This window comes from Heyndrickxia ginsengihumi, assembly GCF_011008565.1.
Classification (GTDB): Bacteria; Bacillota; Bacilli; order Bacillales; family Bacillaceae_C; genus Weizmannia; species Weizmannia ginsengihumi.
Window position 1 is genome coordinate 40,124 of the sequence record NZ_JAAIWK010000004.1, and the last position, 17,975, is coordinate 58,098.

Sequence of the window (17,975 nt, forward strand, 5' to 3'; positions counted from 1 at the left end):
AAGAGCTAACCATCTCCCTGAGACGATTAGCTTTTTTTATTTTTATTATTATATTATAGTTTCTTTTCGATCATTATTTTTTATCGAATTCTTTGAAAATTTCATCAGCAATTTCTTCTAGTGATTTTACTTTTCCGTGAGGATGCTGTGTTTCTTTTCTAACTTCCCACTCTCTTTCTTTTTCATGTTTGGACTTCGTCATTTCACTCACCCCTTTTTAAAAATTTTTTCTTCATACATCTTTAATATCTCCATTACTCGGTAAAATTAAAATCATCCTTTTATATCTCTATAAGAATGTTATAATTACCTAATATTAGAAAATTGATTGAAAGAAAGAAGGAATGACGATGGCATTACAGGCTGGTACAGTAGCAACTTTAGACGTGATAAGAGAAGCCCCATTTGGGTATTTTTTAACGGACGGAACAGATGAAGTATTATTGCATCATCAAGATATGACAGATGACTTTGATGCTGAGAAACCGCAAACGGTATTTTTATTTCAAGATCATCAAGGGAGATTAACGGCAACGATGACTATTCCTGAGATTCAAATTGGAAAATACGGTTGGGCAGAAGTTGTCGAAGTGAAAGAAAAGCTTGGCGTATTTGTAACAATTGGGATTTCTAAAGATGTGTTAGTCTCATTGGATGATCTTCCAGCGATACACTCATTATGGCCGATAAATGGAGATCGATTATACATTACACTAAAAATTGGAAAAAATGGCCGCTTGTTTGGTAAACTTGCAACTGAAAATGTTATGAAGGAAATATCAACATCAGCAACAAGAACAATGTTTAATCAAAATATTCAAGGACACGCTTACCGCTTGTTAAAAGTAGGGACTTTTATCATGACAGATGAAGGATATATTGGGTTTATTCATGAATCTCAACGAAGACAAGAGCCGCGCCTCGGCCAAAAGGTAGAAGGACGAGTGATCGATGTTAAAGAGAATGGGATTGTCTATGTTTCTTTATTAGGAAGAGCCCATGAAGAAATAGATCGTGATGCCGAAGCTATTTTAGCATATATGGACAGTCGTGGTGGGAAAATGCCTTTCTGGGATAAAAGTACACCTGAAGATATTAAAGAACGCTTTGATATCAGTAAAGCTGCTTTTAAACGTGCACTTGGAAAATTGATTAAAGAAGATGTCATCTACCAAGAAGAAGGTTGGACATTTCGTAAACATCAGGGAGAAAAATAATCATGGCAATTCATCTGAAACGCGTTCATCATATTGCTATTATATGCACGAATTATGAAAAGTCGAAGCATTTTTATGTAAATATTTTAGGACTTCGGCCCATTAGAGAGATTTATCGTGAGGAAAGAAGATCTTATAAATTAGATTTAGCGGTAGGAGATGAATATCAAATTGAATTATTTTCTTTTCCTTCCCCTCCATCTCGACCTTCCTTTCCAGAAGCTGCTGGTCTTAGACATTTAGCGTTCGAAGTCGACTCAATTGATGACACCGTATCGGAAATTCAGGCTGCAGGAATTGAGGTTGAAGATGTGCGCATCGATCCAACGACGAATAAAAAATTCACTTTCTTTACAGATCCTGATCAACTTCCAATCGAAATTTATGAAGGTGCCTGACCCCTTTATTTCTGTGATATAATAAAGGGGTCAGACCCCTAAAAAGGAGAGGAATTAATATGCCTTTATTTCTAGAACCAGTTTTTCAAGAGAGAATTTGGGGAGGTACTGCTTTAAGAGATCAATTTGGATATGAGATCCCATCAGATCATACTGGGGAGTGCTGGGCAATTTCTGCACATCCAAATGGTCCTTCAGTTGTGAAAAATGGAGCTTTTGCAGGTAAAACGTTACAGCAATTATGGCAGGAACAGCCACAATTGTTTGGCCATTATCCAACAAAAGTCTTTCCATTATTAACGAAAATTTTAGATGCTAATTCTGATTTATCTGTGCAAGTGCATCCGAATGACGAATATGCAAATACATACGAAAATGGCGAGTTAGGGAAAACGGAATGCTGGTATATTATTGACTGTAAGGAAGGTGCAGAACTTATTTATGGGCATCATGCACAGTCAAAAGATGAGCTAATTGCACTCATTCGTGAAGGTAAATGGAATGATTTGTTACGTAAAGTTTCAATAAAGCCAGGAGACTTCTTCTATGTTCCGAGCGGTACGATTCATGCATTGTGTGAAGGGACACTAGTGCTAGAAACACAACAAAGCTCAGATACAACTTATCGTGTATACGATTATGATCGGACAGATGATAAAGGAAACAAACGTGAGTTACATTTAGATAAAGCAATTGATGTTTCTACTGTCCCACATCAAGATGCTGAAGTTCAGCTTGATGTAGACAAGCAACAAGGTGTGAATATTACAACGTTTGTAAAAGAAAAATACTTTACTGTTTATAAATGGGAAGTAGATGGCAGTGCTCAGTTGATACAAGATCAGCCATTTCAATTAGTCAGCATTATTAGTGGGGAAGGGATGTTAACTGTAGATGGGCAATCATTCCCACTAGAAAAAGGAATGCATTTTATTTTGACTGCTGATGAAAGTAAATTCTTGATTGAGGGAAAACTGACTGCAATCGTCTCACATCCATAAGAAAAAAATCCGTTGTTGCCGCAACGGATTTTTTTCACAAACTTTTTTATATGCAACACAATAAAAACGTTTATTGGTGGATAATTTATTTCGTATTCAGAAATAGATTGCTCATTACGAAAAAATCCTTTATAATAATAAAGAAATAGTTACCTTGATAACTTTTTTGGAAAACAGGAGTTTAACATCATGTCAAATTTTGATCCATTTTTTCATTTATTTTCACAAGTTGCTAGATCGATTCAGAAAAAGAGAAATGAAATATTATCTCCTTTAAATCTTTTTTATTCACAATGGTCAATTCTTTTTTACTTGAAAGAACATGGTCCATCAACACTCGTTGGGATCAGTAATTATTTGTTTGTGGAAAAACCGACGATCACGAGGACGGTGAAGCGCCTTGAGGAAAGTGGGTTAGTTCATCAAATTGATACAGCGGATAGACGTGAAAGATGTATTGATTTAACACCTTATGCAAGAGAACATTATGAAGAATGGCGTGACCATATGAGATGGATGGACGAAAAAGTGTTAGATGGAATACCTGAAGAAGAAATTGCGAATGCTCAACAGTTTCTTTCTAAAGTAATGAATAATTTAAACAATATGAAGGAGTGAGATGCTGTATATGAGTAAGCCAAAACTTTGGACGAAAGATTTTATTATTATTTCTTCCACAAACTTTTTTAGTTTTGTTACGTTTTATTTGTTAATGGCGACCATTTCCTTATTTGTAACAGAGCAATATCATGCTAGCCAAAGTGTAGCTGGGCTGGCAGTAGGGATTTTTGTCATTGCGACATTATTAGCACGGATTGTGATAGGAAAATATTTAGATCGTATTGGCCGCAAGCGGGTGTTAATTGTTTCGTTAATTGTCTTTTTAGTCATTACGTTGCTACACTTTGAAGCAAATAGCTTAATGTTTCTAATGATCATTCGCTTTATTCATGGTGCGGCATTTGGCGTGATTTCCACTACTGCAGGGGCTGTTGTCGCAGATCTTATTCCGGATGAGCGCCGCGGTGAAGGTACTGGCTATTTTGCGATGAGCATGAATTTAGCGATGGCTATTGGCCCGTTTTTAGGAATGATTTTAAGTCAGTATACTGGATTTAAAACAATCTTCCTTGTTGGCAGTATTTTTTCAGTAGTCGGTTTTATTGCGACGTTATTTTTAAAAGTACCAAAAGTAGAACTTTCAGAGCAACAAATAAAAGAAATTGCGAGTTTTAAAGTTAGAGATTTTTTCGAACCGAAAGCAATTCCAATTTCTGTCGCAGTTTTAGCTGTAACACTTGCCTATTCTAGTCTTCTTTCATTTTTATCTACGTATGCAAAACATATCAATCTAGTAGAAGTTTCAAGTTTCTTCTTCATCGTGTATGCAGTTGCGCTACTAGCAACACGCCCTTTTACAGGAAGATGGTTTGATGAACGTGGAGCTAATTTTGTGACTTATCCGCTTATTATTTGTTTGGCAATTGGCTTTTTCTTCTTAAGTCAAGCACATAACAGCATTATTTTTCTAGTAGCAGGTGCGTTAATTGGGATTGGATATGGAACAGTACAATCAAGCTTTCAGGCAATCGCTATTAATCAAGCGCCGTCCCATCGAAAAGCGTTAGCGACATCAACTTATTTTATTTTTCTTGATTTAGCAAATGGGGTCGGCCCATATGTGATCGGAACAGTCATTGCATTGATTGGCTTCCGAGAATTATATGTAGCGATGTCTATTTGGATTCTTGCTTGTATAGGAATTTATTATGTCATATACGGTAAAAAAGCAGCTGCTGAAAAAAAGAGCGCCGCTGTACAAAAAGCAACAGAATAATCTAAAAAGCCGACAAGCAATTTATAGCTTCTCGGCTTTTATGATTAAATGATGAAAATATGTGTAAGTGATAATCAAGGTGTCTCCACTTTTGTTATCATCCGGTTTCGACACCTAGCCCCTCGAGGTCAAATAACCTTTCGTCAATTAAGTCAAAGAGCGACTTTCTTGCCGAAAGAACATTTGCTTGTCGGGGCTAATCAAGGTGCCTCCACTTTTGTTTTTTTATATGTTTTTTCTTTTTTTAGTTGTGGGATAGCGAATGATAGGAGTAAACCGATAAGTGCGACTGTTGCCATTGTAATAAAAATATGATGAATGCCTGATACGAGTACACTTCGCAATAAGTTACGCGCAGAGGTTGAGAAAGTATGGGCATTCTCTGGATTAATAAGAGCGTTCAAGGCATTTCTTGTCAGGTGCTGCGGATTCTCTTTTTTCATTAATGAATTTGAAATGGTTGCATTAAAATATGTTCCAAATAAAGCAGAGCCAACAGATTGCCCTAAATTACGGAAAAATGTATTGGAGGCTGTTGCAGCTCCCCGATGTGACGAATCTACAGCAGATTGAACACAAACTAAGGAAATGGTCATCGCAATTCCGAATCCTAATCCACTAATAGCAGAAAAAATGTAGAAACACCACTCCATCGTATCAATCGTAAATGTCGATAACCAACATTCACTTATTAAAATCAATATTAACCCAACGATGAAGGCGAAGCGTGTTCCTTTATTCAATTGAATTTTTCCACCGAGAAATGATCCGATTGTCCATCCAACTGGCATCGGTGCTAACATAAGTCCAGAAACAGTTGCACCATGACCGAGCAGCCCTTGTGTCCACATTGGAATATAAACGTTAATTCCAATCAGAATGGCACTTGCTAAAAACCCGATTAGATTCGAAAGAGCGATTGCACGAATGCTAAACAGTTGTAGAGGAATCATCGGTTCTTCATGCCGGGATTCAATAAATAAGAAAATTCCAGTCATGATGATCGTCAAAATAAAAAGCCCAATAATTAGCGGAGATGACCAAGTATTCGTATCGCCTCCTTTTTGTAAAGCATAAAGAAAGGAAAGCATTGCGATTGAAAAAGTAATGGCCCCCCAAATATCGATCTTTTTCTTTCGTTTTTCCATATGTTCCTTTAAGGAAATAATGACCATAATGGTAGCGACAAGACCAAAAGGGACATTGATGAAGAAAATCCAATGCCAAGATAATTGATCGACAAAAAATCCGCCGATCAGTGGGCCAAGAACGCCGGCAATCCCCCAAGCAGCTGCCATAAATCCTAACATTTTTGCTCGTTTATGGTGCGGATAAATATCGGCAATGATAGTATTTGTTACAGGCATGATTGACCCAGCTCCAATTCCTTGGATTGCCCTGCAAATAATTAACATATCCATTGAGCGAGAAATTCCGCATAAAGTAGAGCCAATAAGAAAAGTAATAATACCGATCATAAAAATATTTTTGCGGCCAAATATATCAGATAATTTCCCGAAAATCGGAACTGTCACTGCGGATGTTAATAAATAGATGGTGAACACCCAGTTCATTATTTCGATTCCTTTTAAATCACTGACAATTCGCGGCATTGCAGTACTAACAATCGTTCCTTCAATTGCCGTTAAAAAAGTTGCAACAAACAAGGCGATTGTCACGACTTTTACATTTGTTTCTTTCATACATTAATCCTCCGTTTATTAATTAAGCCAACATCTAGTATATACTATCTTTTTCGAGAAACATAGCAAGCCGCCTAGTAAACAGGGAGTTGACTTTATAAAACAGAACGGTCTATAATTGGTATAGACAACTATATATATAAACCTTAAGAGGTGAAAAACATGACACAAAAAGTGTTAATGAATGTGGACATTTATACAGGTAAAGGGAAAGTGTTGAATGGGTATATACGCTTTTCAAAGCACATTATTGATATTGGAAGCATGGATGAATTGCAGTTGCAGGCGAATGATGAAGCGATAGATGGAAATGGTAAAAAGGTGATTCCAGGTATGATTGATATTCACATTCATGGTGGATACGATATTGATACGATGGATGCAAATGCTGATACGTTAGTGGAATTAAGCGAGAAACTTTTAAATGAAGGCGTTACGTCTTTCTTTCCAACGACGATGACACAAAGCTACGATGCTATTGAGAGAGCGTTGCAGGCTGTCAAGGCAGCGAAGGAAACAGGGAAAACAATTATAGAAGGCATTCATTTAGAGGGGCCATTTATTTCAAAACTCCGTGCTGGTGCACAACCATTACAATATATCCAAGCACCAGATATACAGCAATTTATGAAATGGTATGAGGCCTCAGGGGAATTGATAAAGTTAGTGACTTACGCTCCTGAAAATGAACATGCCCGTGAATTTGAAGAACTTTTAATCAACCATGGGATTGTTCCTTCAATGGGGCATTCTGATGCGGTTCGCGCGGAATTACTTCATAGTAAAACGACCCATGCGACACATATGTACAATGGCATGCGCGGACTTCATCACCGTGAGCCTGGCGTTGCAGGACATGCGTTGCTATCACCTCAAATTCAAGTAGAAATGATTGCAGATGGACTACATGTTCATCCTGATATGGTGAAACTGACTTACGAAATGAAAGGTCCGGAAAAATTAACTGTAATTACCGATGCGATGCGTGCTAAAGGACTTTCAGACGGTGAATCAGAGCTTGGTGGTCAAAAGGTATTCGTTCGTAACGGTGAAGCGAGACTCGAAAATGGAGCACTAGCTGGAAGTATTTTAACAATGGATGAAGCTTTTCGCAATATTATTGCATTCACAGGATGTTCCATTGAAGATGCTGTGCAAATGACATCAGTGAATCAAGCGCGAGAATTTGGTTTAGCGACAAAAGGTGAGTTAACAACGGGAAAAGATGCCGATTTTGTTATCCTTGACGAAGCATTGCAGGTAGTTGACACATATCATCTTGGAAAACGTCATGTAAGGGAGGAATAGAAGATGGAAATGTATACTTTTTCTACAAAGGAACAAGCATCAGCATTTGCATTTGAATTAATTGAAGCAGGTATTAAAAATGGTGAAGTTCGTACACTAGGTCTTGCAACAGGAGGAACACCTGATAAACTTTATGAATGTATGAGAAAATCTAATATAGACGTTTCAGAGATTACGACTGTAAACTTAGATGAGTACGTCGGCTTGGCTCCTGAAAATGAGCATAGCTACCATTATTACATGGAGAAAGAACTTTTTTCCCATCTACATTTTAAACAATCGTATTTACCAAATGGTATGGCTGCAAATTTACAAGGAGAATGTGATCGCTATGAAAACATTTTAGCGGAGCATCCAGTTGATCTTCAAGTGTTGGGAATTGGTAAAAATGGTCATATTGGTTTTAATGAGCCTGGTACGTCTTTTCAATCGAGAACCCATATTGTTGAACTGACTTCCTCAACAAGAGAAGCAAACCGTCGTTTTTTTAAGAGAGAAGAGGATGTACCTACACATGCCATTTCCATGGGTATTCATTCAATTATGTCGGCAAAAAAAATCGTATTGCTGGCATTTGGAGAAGAGAAAGCAGAAGCTGTTCAGCAAATGATCAATGGCCATGTTGATGAGCAATGTCCAGCAACTGTTTTACAAACACATGAGAATGTCATTGTCATTACAGATACACTAGCGGCATCAAAGATAAAGGGATGAATATAGAATGATTGATAAGGAATCACCCATCCCGATTTATTTTCAAATTCAAGAATATATTAGAAAAATGGTTGAAAGTGGAGAGTGGGAAGTTGGCGATGCCATTCCATCTGAAAGAATATTATCAGAACAATTTTCTGTAAGTCGAATGACGATTCGTCAGGCAGTGCAAGGGCTAGTTGATGAAGGGCTATTAACAAGAAAAAGAGGAAGTGGCACTTTTATTAGCAGTCAAAAAGTGGAGCAGCCTTTGGAAGGACGAACAAGTTTTACGAAGTTAATGGAAGATAGAGGGATGAAGCCTTCGAGTGAAATCATTGCCTTCCAGCAACGGAAAGCAGAAGGAACAGAGATAAAAGCGCTGAAATTATCGGAAGATGCACTCGTGTTATTAATCGAAAGAATTCGTTATGGGGATGATATTCCGATTGCTCTTGAAAAGATCGTAACTCCATGGGAAATTTCAAAAGATATAACAAAGGAAGAATTAAATCAATCATTTTATCAGTTTCTTGAAAGAAAAAAGGGACTGAAATTAGGAAATGGAACGCAATCAATTGAAGCAGTTGCTGCCGATGAACGTGTGGCACAATTATTAAAGATAAATAATGGATCTCCAGTTCTTTCAATTGAAAGGGTCACAACGCTAGCTAGCGGAGTTCCTTTTGAATATGTTCATTCACAATACGCAGGAAGTAGATTTAAGTTTTATATATAAAATAACAATAGAGGGTGCACAACGCACCCTCTATTGTTTTAGCCTATGGTCAAGCTTGACATGTTAAAGTTTTCCAAATTCTTCAAATTCATGATAGAAAAAATAAACATCGGCTTATGTAAACTTTATGCTAAATAGATGTGGTTCTCCGAAGTTTATCGCTCGCTTTCCGCGGGCAAGTGCCGAGCCACTTGCAGGGTCTCGTCAGTCTTGCCTTTCCCGTAAGAGTAGAGCGGATGTTTCTCCGAACCAATGAATATTCCTTTTAATAGGGATTAAAAAGAGGGTGCGTTGTGCACCCTCTTTTAGTAGTTGAATCAATATATTAATAGAAACGTTTATAGCTGTCGAAATGTGATTTCCAGTACGAATTATCAAGGGAAGCAATTTCAACTTTATCAGAAGCCGCTGAAATAAATTCCCCGTTGTCAAGGTAAATTCCTACATGTGAAACACCTTGTTTATATGTATTGTCAAAGAATACTAGATCTCCTGGCTGCGGACTTGAAACATAATAAGAACGGCTGTAATAACCAGATGCAGATAAGCGTGCAATATCATAACCAGCGTTATTAAACACGTAGTAAATAAAACCGCTGCAGTCAAAACCAGATGGAGAAGATCCGCCAAATTTATATGGAGTATTAACTAAGCTTTCTGCTAAACTAATCACTTTCGATGCTGATTTAGTAGAAGATTGAGTAGTCGTTTTTGTAGTTGCAGTTGTATCGCTTTTTACAACTGTTTTATTTGTGCTTGAAGCACTTACTGTTCCTGTAAGTTTTAATTTTTGTCCTACGTAGATCGTATCAGATTTCAAGTTGTTTAGTGATTTAATCGTTGAAACAGATACGTTGTAATGGCTGCTGATTCCCCATAAAGTATCTCCAGCTTTTACAGTATAAGTGGATGTAGAAGTGGAACTAGATGAGCTTGAGCTCTTAGTCGATGTTGAAACAACAGCGCCTGAAACTTTTAATACATCTCCAGGATGAATAAGAGTGGAAGATAAATTATTTAAACTCATAATCTTTGAAACTGTTGTGCTGTATTTTGCGGCAATAGCACTAAGCGTATCTCCAGATTTTACTGTGTACGTCTTCGTAGATGAAGAAGATGTTGAGCTTGCAGAAACTTTACCACTTGATTTAGATACTGTTAATACTTGATTTGGATAAATCGTGTCAGACTTAAGCTTGTTTAAAGATTTAAGTGAACTAACAGATGTATTGTATTGTTGTGAGATTTTCCAAAGGGAATCTCCTTTTTTTACTGTGTATGATTGAGCAAATGCTTGACTTGTGAAAGTTGTCGCTAATAATGTCGTTGCAGCAACAGATACGATTGTCTTTGATTTTCTATTCAACCTATGTAACCTCCATTGTTAGTATGTATTTTTTTAAGAATTATTTAATATCATTCTAACAAAATTTTTGTAAAAAGGTATCATTTTTTGGAATGTAATAAGAATGTAATATAACTAGAAATTTGATGGAAAATAAGATAAGAGGTCTATCATATCAAGAAATCGCAAAAAAATGTCTGTAACATTTTTGTATTAAAAATCGAAATTTCTGGAAATATTAGATAGGATAATCAATAAAATAGAACGAAGGTCTAGTCTAATTTCAATTTAATCGCTTTATAATTTGCAATTATTGCAAAAAACTGGTTCATTCGTATGATAAAAGAGATTACATACGAATGAACCAGTTCGTTTAGTAGTATTTAACTCATATTTTCTTTTTTAATTAGTTCCCTAAATTGATGGGCCTCATTGGTCGTTTGTGCCAAATATTGCGCAATCGTTTCATGATCTGATGTCATAGTTTCAATGGTGGCAGACATTTCTTCTAGGCTTGCAGATGTTTCCTCAATAATAGCCGCCAGCTCATTAGAAGCTCCTTCAACTTCATGTGCTTGATTTGTTACTTTACTAGAAAGAGATTTAAACTCTTTGAACTTCTCAACTTGATTGACTAATGTTTTTGATAATTTTCTAAAATAAGTAGTAACATTTTGACTCGATTCAGCAGTTGTTAAAATTTGTGTACTGCTTAATTGCATTTTTTCATGTGCTTTTGCATTACTTTCATTTAAATCAGTTAAATTTTCATTGATCTTTTCTGTCGTTTGATGAGTTGTTTCTGCGAGCCGACGAATTTCATCAGCAACAATAGAAAATCCTCGCCCAGCTTCGCCTGCTCTAGCTGCTTCAATAGATGCATTCAATGCTAATAAATTTGTTTGTTCTGTAATCTCTCTAATGCTATCTGTGAAACTGTTTGTTTCTGTAATTTTTTTCGTGAGTATTTCGAATGTATTATTCAATTCCATAATCGTATCAATAACATCGCTAATTTCCAGTGTTAATTTATCGACAAACTGTTCCCCTGATTTCGCAATATCTGTAGCTTCTTCAGCCTCATTCGTTAATTCATTAGAAATTGTATTCAAAATTTCCATAGAATGTAAAGTATTAGTAGCTTGACCGGCAATATTGGAAATTTGTTCACTTTGGGTTAAGCTTCCCTTTGAAATTTCATTAATAGCTGTTTTAATCTCATCATGAGATTGCAAATTTGTTTGGATATTTTCATTTGCTTGTGTGACATTGTCAATAATATTGGACATTTCTGATTGGTAATGTTGAGCCCGTTTTTCGACTTGTTCTTTCGTTTCTGTTAATGAAGAAAGGAAGGAGCTGCTCATTGATTTATGTAAATAAATAAGCGCATACAATAAAAATGTTGACAAAAGGTATACAGATATAATCGTTGTAAAATAAGTATCAATTAATCCGTGGTCAACAGATTTTGCAAAAAAACTGATTAACAGCTCGACAATGCCAAAACATGCGCCGATGATAAATAATGCGTTTTCAAATTGCATTGCAGAATAAATAAGTAAAAAGAATATTAAAAAGATCGTCGAAAAACTGTTATCAATAAATGAAATGTCAAGCAGACAGACAACGTGAGCCATAATGACCGTTATGTACGAGTAGCTGTTAAACCTTTTTAGACCTCTCACTAATGCAAAATATAGTATAATGATTAAAATCGCTTCAATTATAAACAAAATAGAGGCACCAATTGTTTTAGTAAATAAAGTCTCAATACTAGCAGCTACTAGTGCAATTAGTAAAGTGATAAATAATAGAAAGGTTTTTTTTCGTGTGTTCTCAATTTTTATTTGTTCGATGCTATTCATAGGAACCCCCCTTGAATGATGATGTAACATAAATGTATCATAAAATTAGATAAATATCTCTTTTTCTCGATATTTTTCTACTAAAAATGTATAAATTATGAAAGGGCTTTTTTGAGGAGAAGAGAACTTATTAATACTAGTTAAATAGGAGGTATTGTATTGAAAAAAAGTATGATACTTGGGACGTTGCTTCTGCTTGTTCTAACAGCATTAGCAGGGTGTCAAAAAGTGCCAACACCGAATGAAAGATTGTCTGATTACACTAAGCTTTGGAATAAACAAGACTTTACAAAAATGTATAATCAATATCTTTCTACAGAATCGAAGAATGAATATAAGACAAAGGATTTTGCATCACGATATAAAAAAGTATATGAAGATCTCAATGTCACGAAATTACATATTACTTTTGATTCCGTAAAAAAAGACGCTTTTAAAAACAAAGATAAAGTAAAGATTCCGGTGAATATTACTTTTGAAACGGTTGCAGGCAAAGTTTCATATAAAAAGACTGCTGAACTTGTGAAGGAAAAAAGAGATAAGAAAACAAACTGGTATTTAAATTGGGATCCAAGTTATATTTTACCGAACTTAACGCAAGACGATAAAATCCAGTTGAGTGAACAAAATCCTGAGCGGGGAGAAATTTTTGACCGCAATGGAAAAGGACTTGCTATTAATGCGAAAGCGTATCAAGTTGGTGTCATTCCAGGGGAAATTTCTAAAAAAACAAAAGAAAAGGTTGCCAAATTACTCGGTATTTCTGTAAAAGAAATTAATCAAAAACTTGGGCAGTCATGGGTCACGGAGAATGTATTTGTTCCTATTAAGGAAGTGCCGCAAACCGAAAAAGAACTGCTTAATAAGCTTACGGCCATGAAGGGTGTCAGCTTACAAACAACAGAAGTAAGAGAGTATCCATATGGAGAAGCGGCTGCGCATTTAACTGGCTATATTGGAAATATTACGGCAGATGAATTGAAAAAATTAAAAAATAAAGGCTACACGGCAAACAGTGTCATAGGTAAACGCGGATTGGAACAGCTTTATGATGAACAGTTGCGTGGAGAAGTCGGAGCAAAAATTAGTATTCAAAAACCAGATGGAAGTACATCAGTTGTCGCTGAAAAAACTGTGAAGAACGGTAAAGACATTCATACAACGATAGATGCAGCGCTGCAAAAGAAAATTTTCAACCAAATAAAAGGCAATGCTGGTACTGCGTCAGCAATTAATCCAAAAACAGGTGATGTACTAGCTTTAGTGAGTGCTCCATCCTTTGATCCAAATGAATTTGTTTTAGGCATGTCTAATAGTGCTTATAAAAAATTAGCTGACAATAAAAAACAGCCGCTTCTTAATCGGTTTGCTTTAACATATGCACCAGGATCAACGATTAAGCCAATTACAGGGGCTATCGCTTTAAATACAGGAACAACGACAACAACAGCTACAAAGACAATTAAAGGAACTGCTTGGAGTAAAAACAGCGACTGGGGTAACTATAAAATTACGCGTGTCCATGTAAATAATAGTCCTGAAAACATGGAAAAGGCGCTTATCCTATCTGATAATATTTTCTTTGCACAAACAGCACTTGATATCGGCGCTAATAAATTTGCAAAGGGATTACAAAGTTTTGGTGTTGGAGAGAATATACCTTTCGATTATCCATTAAAGGATTCACAAATTTCTTCCAATGGTAAATTTAGTAATGATATTCAATTAGCAGACAGCGGTTATGGCCAAGGACAAATGCAATTAAATATTTTGCATTTAGCTGTTGCTTATACGCCTTTTATTAACGACGGAAATATGATAAAGCCACATTTACTTAAAAATGAAAAAACGGAAACTTGGAAAAAAAGTGTGATCAGCAGTCAGACTGCAAATACGGTGGCAAAAATGCTCCGCCAAGTAGTAGCTGATCCAGAAGGAACCGGACATGCAGCCAATATTTCTAATGCCAAATTAGCTGGTAAAACAGGAACAGCAGAATTAAAAACAAGTAAAAAAGACAAGAATGGCAAAGAAAATGGATTGTTTGTCGCTTATGATGCGAATAAGAAAAATGTGTTAATTTCAATGCTGATTGAAGACGTAAAAAATCATGGCGGTAGTGGACTTGTTGTCCAAAAAGTAACCAATGTTTTTCGATAATAATTTAATATCTTTTGGAGAAAGATAAGGGATGGAGTAATCCATCTCTTTTTTTATATATTATGTACTTTTTACAAAGATATATTTAGAATTGGTAAAGAAAAAAAACAAGAAATATATCATATTAAATAAAATGATAGTGGATAATTTGTCGGAATAACATTATAATGAAAACAGTGTAAATTAATTAAAGAATTTGTTAAGATATTTTTAATAATTATACGTTATATTGTGAAGCATAAATGAATAAAAAATATACGTCGGTTTCTTTTCGTGTAGAAAAGGAGGAGGTAAAACATTGACTTACCTTACCTTGTTTGTTTGCTTTATGATGACCATTCTCATCACTCCATGGGTAAAAAAACTAGCAATTAAAATTGGTGCGGTAGATAAACCGAACAAGCGAAAAATTCATATGAAGTTAATGCCTCGTTTAGGAGGCCTTGCGATATATATTAGTTTTATTGTGGGAGTCCTCATTCTTAGGCCAGATAGTCCTCATTCATTCCCAATCTTGTTAGGCAGTCTAATTATTGTGATAACAGGGGTTGTGGATGATATTAAGGAACTGTCACCTAGAGTAAAACTATTGGGGCAATTATTATCCGCGATTGTTGTTGTCGTAGGTGGCATTCATGTTGAATTTATCAACCTTCCTTTCGGTGGACAGCTTGAATTCGGGATTTTCAGTATTCCGCTCACAATTTTATGGATTGTTGGTGTCACAAATGCGATTAATTTAATTGATGGTTTAGATGGGCTAGCAGCAGGTGTATCATCTATTGCCTTATTTACGATTTCAGGTATGGCAATTATTATGAGCGATCCATATGTTACAATTTTAGGTTTGATTTTAATGGTCAGCACAGTTGGATTTTTATTTTATAATTTCCATCCTGCAAAAATCTTTATGGGCGATACTGGGGCACTATTTTTAGGATATATGATTGCTGTTCTGTCATTACTTGGGTTTAAAAATGTAGCGTTTATCTCATTGATTATCCCAGTTATTATTCTAGGTGTTCCAATTTCAGATACGATCTTTGCCATTATTCGCAGATTTGTGAATAAACAGCCATTATCGGCTCCAGATAAATCTCATTTGCATCATTGTTTATTGCGTCTTGGATTTTCACATAGACAAGTTGTATTGATCATTTATGCGATTGCTGCAATGTTCAGCTTGGCGGCATTTATTTTCTCAATGGCAACGTTATGGGGCTCTCTCATTTTTATTGGCGTCTTGCTTATATCGATTGAGTTATTGGTCGAAAGTATCGGCCTTGTCGGAAAAGATTATAAACCATTATTGAATTTGTTAACTAAAAAAGGCTGAGTAATCAGCCTTTTAAATTTGTCATCAAAAGTATATTAATTAAAGAAACCCCGAATATTGCGTTCTAACTCAGCTCTGGAATATACTTCGCTTTCCGCAGGCGGCTCGTAAGCCTCCTCGTGCTCATGCACTTCGGGGTTCACCGATGCCTATCCTTCCGCAGGAGTCTACGTCTATTTCCGGAGCTGATTTGTGCAATGTTCCTCTTTAGCTAACGACTTGTTTTTCCAACTAAGTAATCAGCTCTTATAATTAAAAATTAAATCTCTTTTTCAAGATAAAGTACTTCGCCTTCAGTAATTGCTGCTTGTCCGTTCGTAAGTTCTGTCATCCACTCGATAAATGCTTCAACTTGGTCCGTTTCTACGTAAGTAAGAATCTCAACTTGATCAAGATAGTTGATTTCCTTTATGTTATTAAATATAGACGAGCGCAATTCATTTTCCACCTTACCGAGCCATGTATAATCAATTTTCGTGTGCACAATGCATACAAGAATTCTTTTCACAATGCCTGTATGATCAATGCCTTCAGAAGTTGATTTGCTATAAGCGCGAATCAGGCCGCCAGCGCCAAGCTTAATGCCGCCAAAATATCTCGTTACGACAACAGCTGTATCTTTTAAGTCTTTTTTCTTCAATACTTCCAGAATCGGCACGCCAGCAGTGCCGCTCGGTTCACCGTCATCGCTTGCTTTTTGAATTTGATTTTGTTCGCCAATCATATAAGCGGAGCAATTATGTGTCGCATTCCAATGCTCCTTTTTTATGGTCAAAATGAAGTTTTGTGCTTCTTCTTCTGTCGTGACCCGATTTACATGGGCAATAAATCTAGATTTTTGGATGATAATTTCGTGGGTTCCTTCACCTTTCACTGTTAAATATTGTTTTAACATCGTGACCTCCTAATGTTGATAATCCAATATCTTTCTTCATATATTCCATGATCAAACATTACAGTCAATAAATTCCTGTGTGTATCTCATTATATCATTGATTTTGTATGTTATAATTTTTTTAGGACGTTATTTAATAAGCAAACGTTGTAAGAAATAACATATTCCATTTTACTAGATGAGAAGAATACGTACAAAAGTTCTAGGGATAATGAATCAAATTTTGATATTTTCTATTTGGAAATAGTTTACTTACATGTTTCGAGGTAAAATAACTCTATAATCCGCAACGATTGAGGAGATATTTGGAGGAATGAACATGTCTTTAAAGTCTTTTAATTCTAAAGTGCTTGATGAAATTTTAGAGAAAATGGTTGCGGCAGTAGAGGAAAGTAAGCATGATATTTTTGAAATTGGGGAGCAATGTCGCCAAGACTATCAATCTCTTACAAAAGAGTTAGAAGAAATTAAGACTGTAGTAGGCCAAGTCATTAAGCGAACGGATGAATTTGAGCAAAAATCAAAATTTGCACGGCAACGTTTAGCGGAGGTTAGCCAGCATTTTCGCCATTTTTCGGAACAACAAGTTCGTGAGGCGTACGAAGATGCTCATAAAATTCAAACGCAATTGTCGATGTGCAGACAAAAAGAATTGCAGCTACGAGATAGAAGAGATGAATTAGAAAGGAGATTACAATCTCTTCAAGATACAATTGAACGTGCTGATCATCTTATTACACAAGTAACGATTGTACTTAATTATTTAACAAATGATTTACGGAGTATTAGTGATGCGATTGAAGATGCTAAGCATAAACAAGCATTTGGCTTACGTGTTATTGAAGCACAGGAAGAAGAAAGAAAACGTATTTCCCGGGAGATACATGATGGTCCTGCGCAAATGTTGGCAAACATGCTAATCCGTTCAGATTTAGTTGAAAAGGTATATCGTGAAAGGGGGATAGGTGAGGCACTGGCTGAAATTCATGACTTAAAAGAGCTAGTAAGAGATTCTTTAAAGGAAGTCCGCCGTATTATATATGATTTACGACCAATGGCATTAGATGATTTAGGCTTAATTCCAACCCTGAAAAAATATCTATCAACAATCGAATCTTATAATAAAGATGTATTTATTACATACCGGCATATTGGAGAAGAAAAACGACTTCCTACTAATTATGAGATTGCCATTTTTCGGCTAGTGCAGGAATCTGTCCAAAATACGTTAAAACATGCTAATGCTAAAAATGTGGATGTCAAAACAGAGATGAGAAAAGATTCTTTTACCGCAGTTGTGAAAGATGATGGTAAAGGATTTGACACTACCATTGAAAAAGAAGATTCTTTTGGCATTGTTGGTATGAAAGAACGTGTGAAATTATTAAATGGGGAAATTTCAATACACTCAAAAATCAGAAAAGGTACACTGGTAATTATTCAGATACCGCTTTGTTAATATATGCAAAGTTAAG

Annotated in this window: 16 protein-coding genes; 11 read left to right on the top strand and 5 right to left on the bottom strand. The window is 35.8% G+C overall.

Translation table 11 applies throughout. The features are described from left to right. Nucleotides 1–73: 73 nt before the first annotated feature. Nucleotides 74–202: a DUF6254 family protein gene (locus G4D61_RS18075; protein WP_231473095.1), complete on the bottom strand. Its 129-nt coding sequence runs from the start codon at nt 200–202 to the stop codon at nt 74–76. Between the two features lie 148 nt (nt 203–350). Between G4D61_RS18075 and G4D61_RS04070 the strand changes: the two genes are divergently transcribed. From G4D61_RS04070 to G4D61_RS04090, 5 genes are all read left to right on the top strand, one after another. Further along, nucleotides 351–1,217, top strand: a complete 867-nt coding sequence (locus G4D61_RS04070; protein WP_163173280.1) for a CvfB family protein — start codon at nt 351–353, stop codon at nt 1,215–1,217. An 8-nt stretch (nt 1,218–1,225) separates the two neighbouring features. Continuing rightward, nucleotides 1,226–1,615: an SMU1112c/YaeR family gloxylase I-like metalloprotein gene (gene gloA2, locus G4D61_RS04075; protein WP_025730460.1), complete on the top strand. Its 390-nt coding sequence runs from the start codon at nt 1,226–1,228 to the stop codon at nt 1,613–1,615. 53 nt (nt 1,616–1,668) lie between these two features. Then, a complete protein-coding gene (gene manA / locus G4D61_RS04080; protein WP_025730462.1) occupies nt 1,669–2,616 on the top strand; it encodes a mannose-6-phosphate isomerase, class I in 948 nt (315 codons plus the stop codon). 189 nt (nt 2,617–2,805) lie between these two features. Beyond that, on the top strand, nt 2,806–3,234 hold the full coding sequence (locus tag G4D61_RS04085) for a MarR family winged helix-turn-helix transcriptional regulator (protein WP_025730464.1): 429 nt from the start codon (nt 2,806–2,808) through the stop codon (nt 3,232–3,234). Nucleotides 3,235–3,244: 10 nt separating this feature from the next. Beyond that, nucleotides 3,245–4,453 (top strand): MFS transporter, encoded by a 1,209-nt coding sequence (locus G4D61_RS04090; protein WP_035353272.1) that lies wholly within the window; start codon nt 3,245–3,247, stop codon nt 4,451–4,453. 200 nt (nt 4,454–4,653) lie between these two features. Here G4D61_RS04090 and G4D61_RS04095 read toward each other — a convergent pair whose 3' ends face one another. Further along, complete coding sequence (locus G4D61_RS04095; RefSeq protein WP_163173282.1) at nt 4,654–6,156, bottom strand: MDR family MFS transporter; 1,503 nt, start codon at nt 6,154–6,156, stop codon at nt 4,654–4,656. 162 nt (nt 6,157–6,318) lie between these two features. Here G4D61_RS04095 and nagA point away from each other — a divergent pair, with 162 nt between their 5' ends. Genes nagA through G4D61_RS04110 form a run of 3 tightly spaced genes read left to right on the top strand, consistent with a single transcriptional unit; the run spans nt 6,319 to nt 8,896 of the window. After that, a complete protein-coding gene (nagA, locus tag G4D61_RS04100; RefSeq protein ID WP_035353283.1) occupies nt 6,319–7,464 on the top strand; it encodes an N-acetylglucosamine-6-phosphate deacetylase in 1,146 nt (381 codons plus the stop codon). A 3-nt stretch (nt 7,465–7,467) separates the two neighbouring features. After that, nucleotides 7,468–8,178, top strand: coding sequence for a glucosamine-6-phosphate deaminase (gene nagB / locus G4D61_RS04105; protein WP_035353285.1), 711 nt, complete (start codon nt 7,468–7,470; stop codon nt 8,176–8,178). 7 nt (nt 8,179–8,185) lie between these two features. Continuing rightward, complete coding sequence (locus tag G4D61_RS04110; protein ID WP_035353288.1) at nt 8,186–8,896, top strand: GntR family transcriptional regulator; 711 nt, start codon at nt 8,186–8,188, stop codon at nt 8,894–8,896. 325 nt (nt 8,897–9,221) lie between these two features. Here the strand turns inward: G4D61_RS04110 and G4D61_RS04115 are convergent, their stop codons facing one another. Together G4D61_RS04115 and G4D61_RS04120 are read right to left on the bottom strand one after the other, a co-directional pair. Further along, the gene (locus G4D61_RS04115) at nt 9,222–10,262 is read right to left on the bottom strand and encodes a C40 family peptidase (RefSeq protein WP_163173284.1); all 1,041 of its coding nucleotides are present in this window, start codon (nt 10,260–10,262) and stop codon (nt 9,222–9,224) included. Nucleotides 10,263–10,624: 362 nt separating this feature from the next. Further along, a complete protein-coding gene (locus G4D61_RS04120) occupies nt 10,625–12,109 on the bottom strand; it encodes a methyl-accepting chemotaxis protein (protein ID WP_163173286.1) in 1,485 nt (494 codons plus the stop codon). Between the two features lie 159 nt (nt 12,110–12,268). Here G4D61_RS04120 and G4D61_RS04125 point away from each other — a divergent pair, with 159 nt between their 5' ends. Both G4D61_RS04125 and G4D61_RS04130 read left to right on the top strand, forming a co-directional pair. Further along, complete coding sequence (locus tag G4D61_RS04125; protein ID WP_035353290.1) at nt 12,269–14,269, top strand: penicillin-binding transpeptidase domain-containing protein; 2,001 nt, start codon at nt 12,269–12,271, stop codon at nt 14,267–14,269. A 298-nt stretch (nt 14,270–14,567) separates the two neighbouring features. Further along, nucleotides 14,568–15,605 (top strand): glycosyltransferase family 4 protein, encoded by a 1,038-nt coding sequence (locus G4D61_RS04130; protein WP_025727205.1) that lies wholly within the window; start codon nt 14,568–14,570, stop codon nt 15,603–15,605. Between the two features lie 259 nt (nt 15,606–15,864). Here G4D61_RS04130 and G4D61_RS04135 read toward each other — a convergent pair whose 3' ends face one another. Continuing rightward, nucleotides 15,865–16,500, bottom strand: coding sequence for a YigZ family protein (locus tag G4D61_RS04135; protein ID WP_035353292.1), 636 nt, complete (start codon nt 16,498–16,500; stop codon nt 15,865–15,867). Nucleotides 16,501–16,819: 319 nt separating this feature from the next. Between G4D61_RS04135 and G4D61_RS04140 the strand changes: the two genes are divergently transcribed. Continuing rightward, complete coding sequence (locus G4D61_RS04140) at nt 16,820–17,959, top strand: sensor histidine kinase (RefSeq protein WP_025727203.1); 1,140 nt, start codon at nt 16,820–16,822, stop codon at nt 17,957–17,959. The last annotated feature ends 16 nt before the right edge of the window (nt 17,960–17,975 follow it).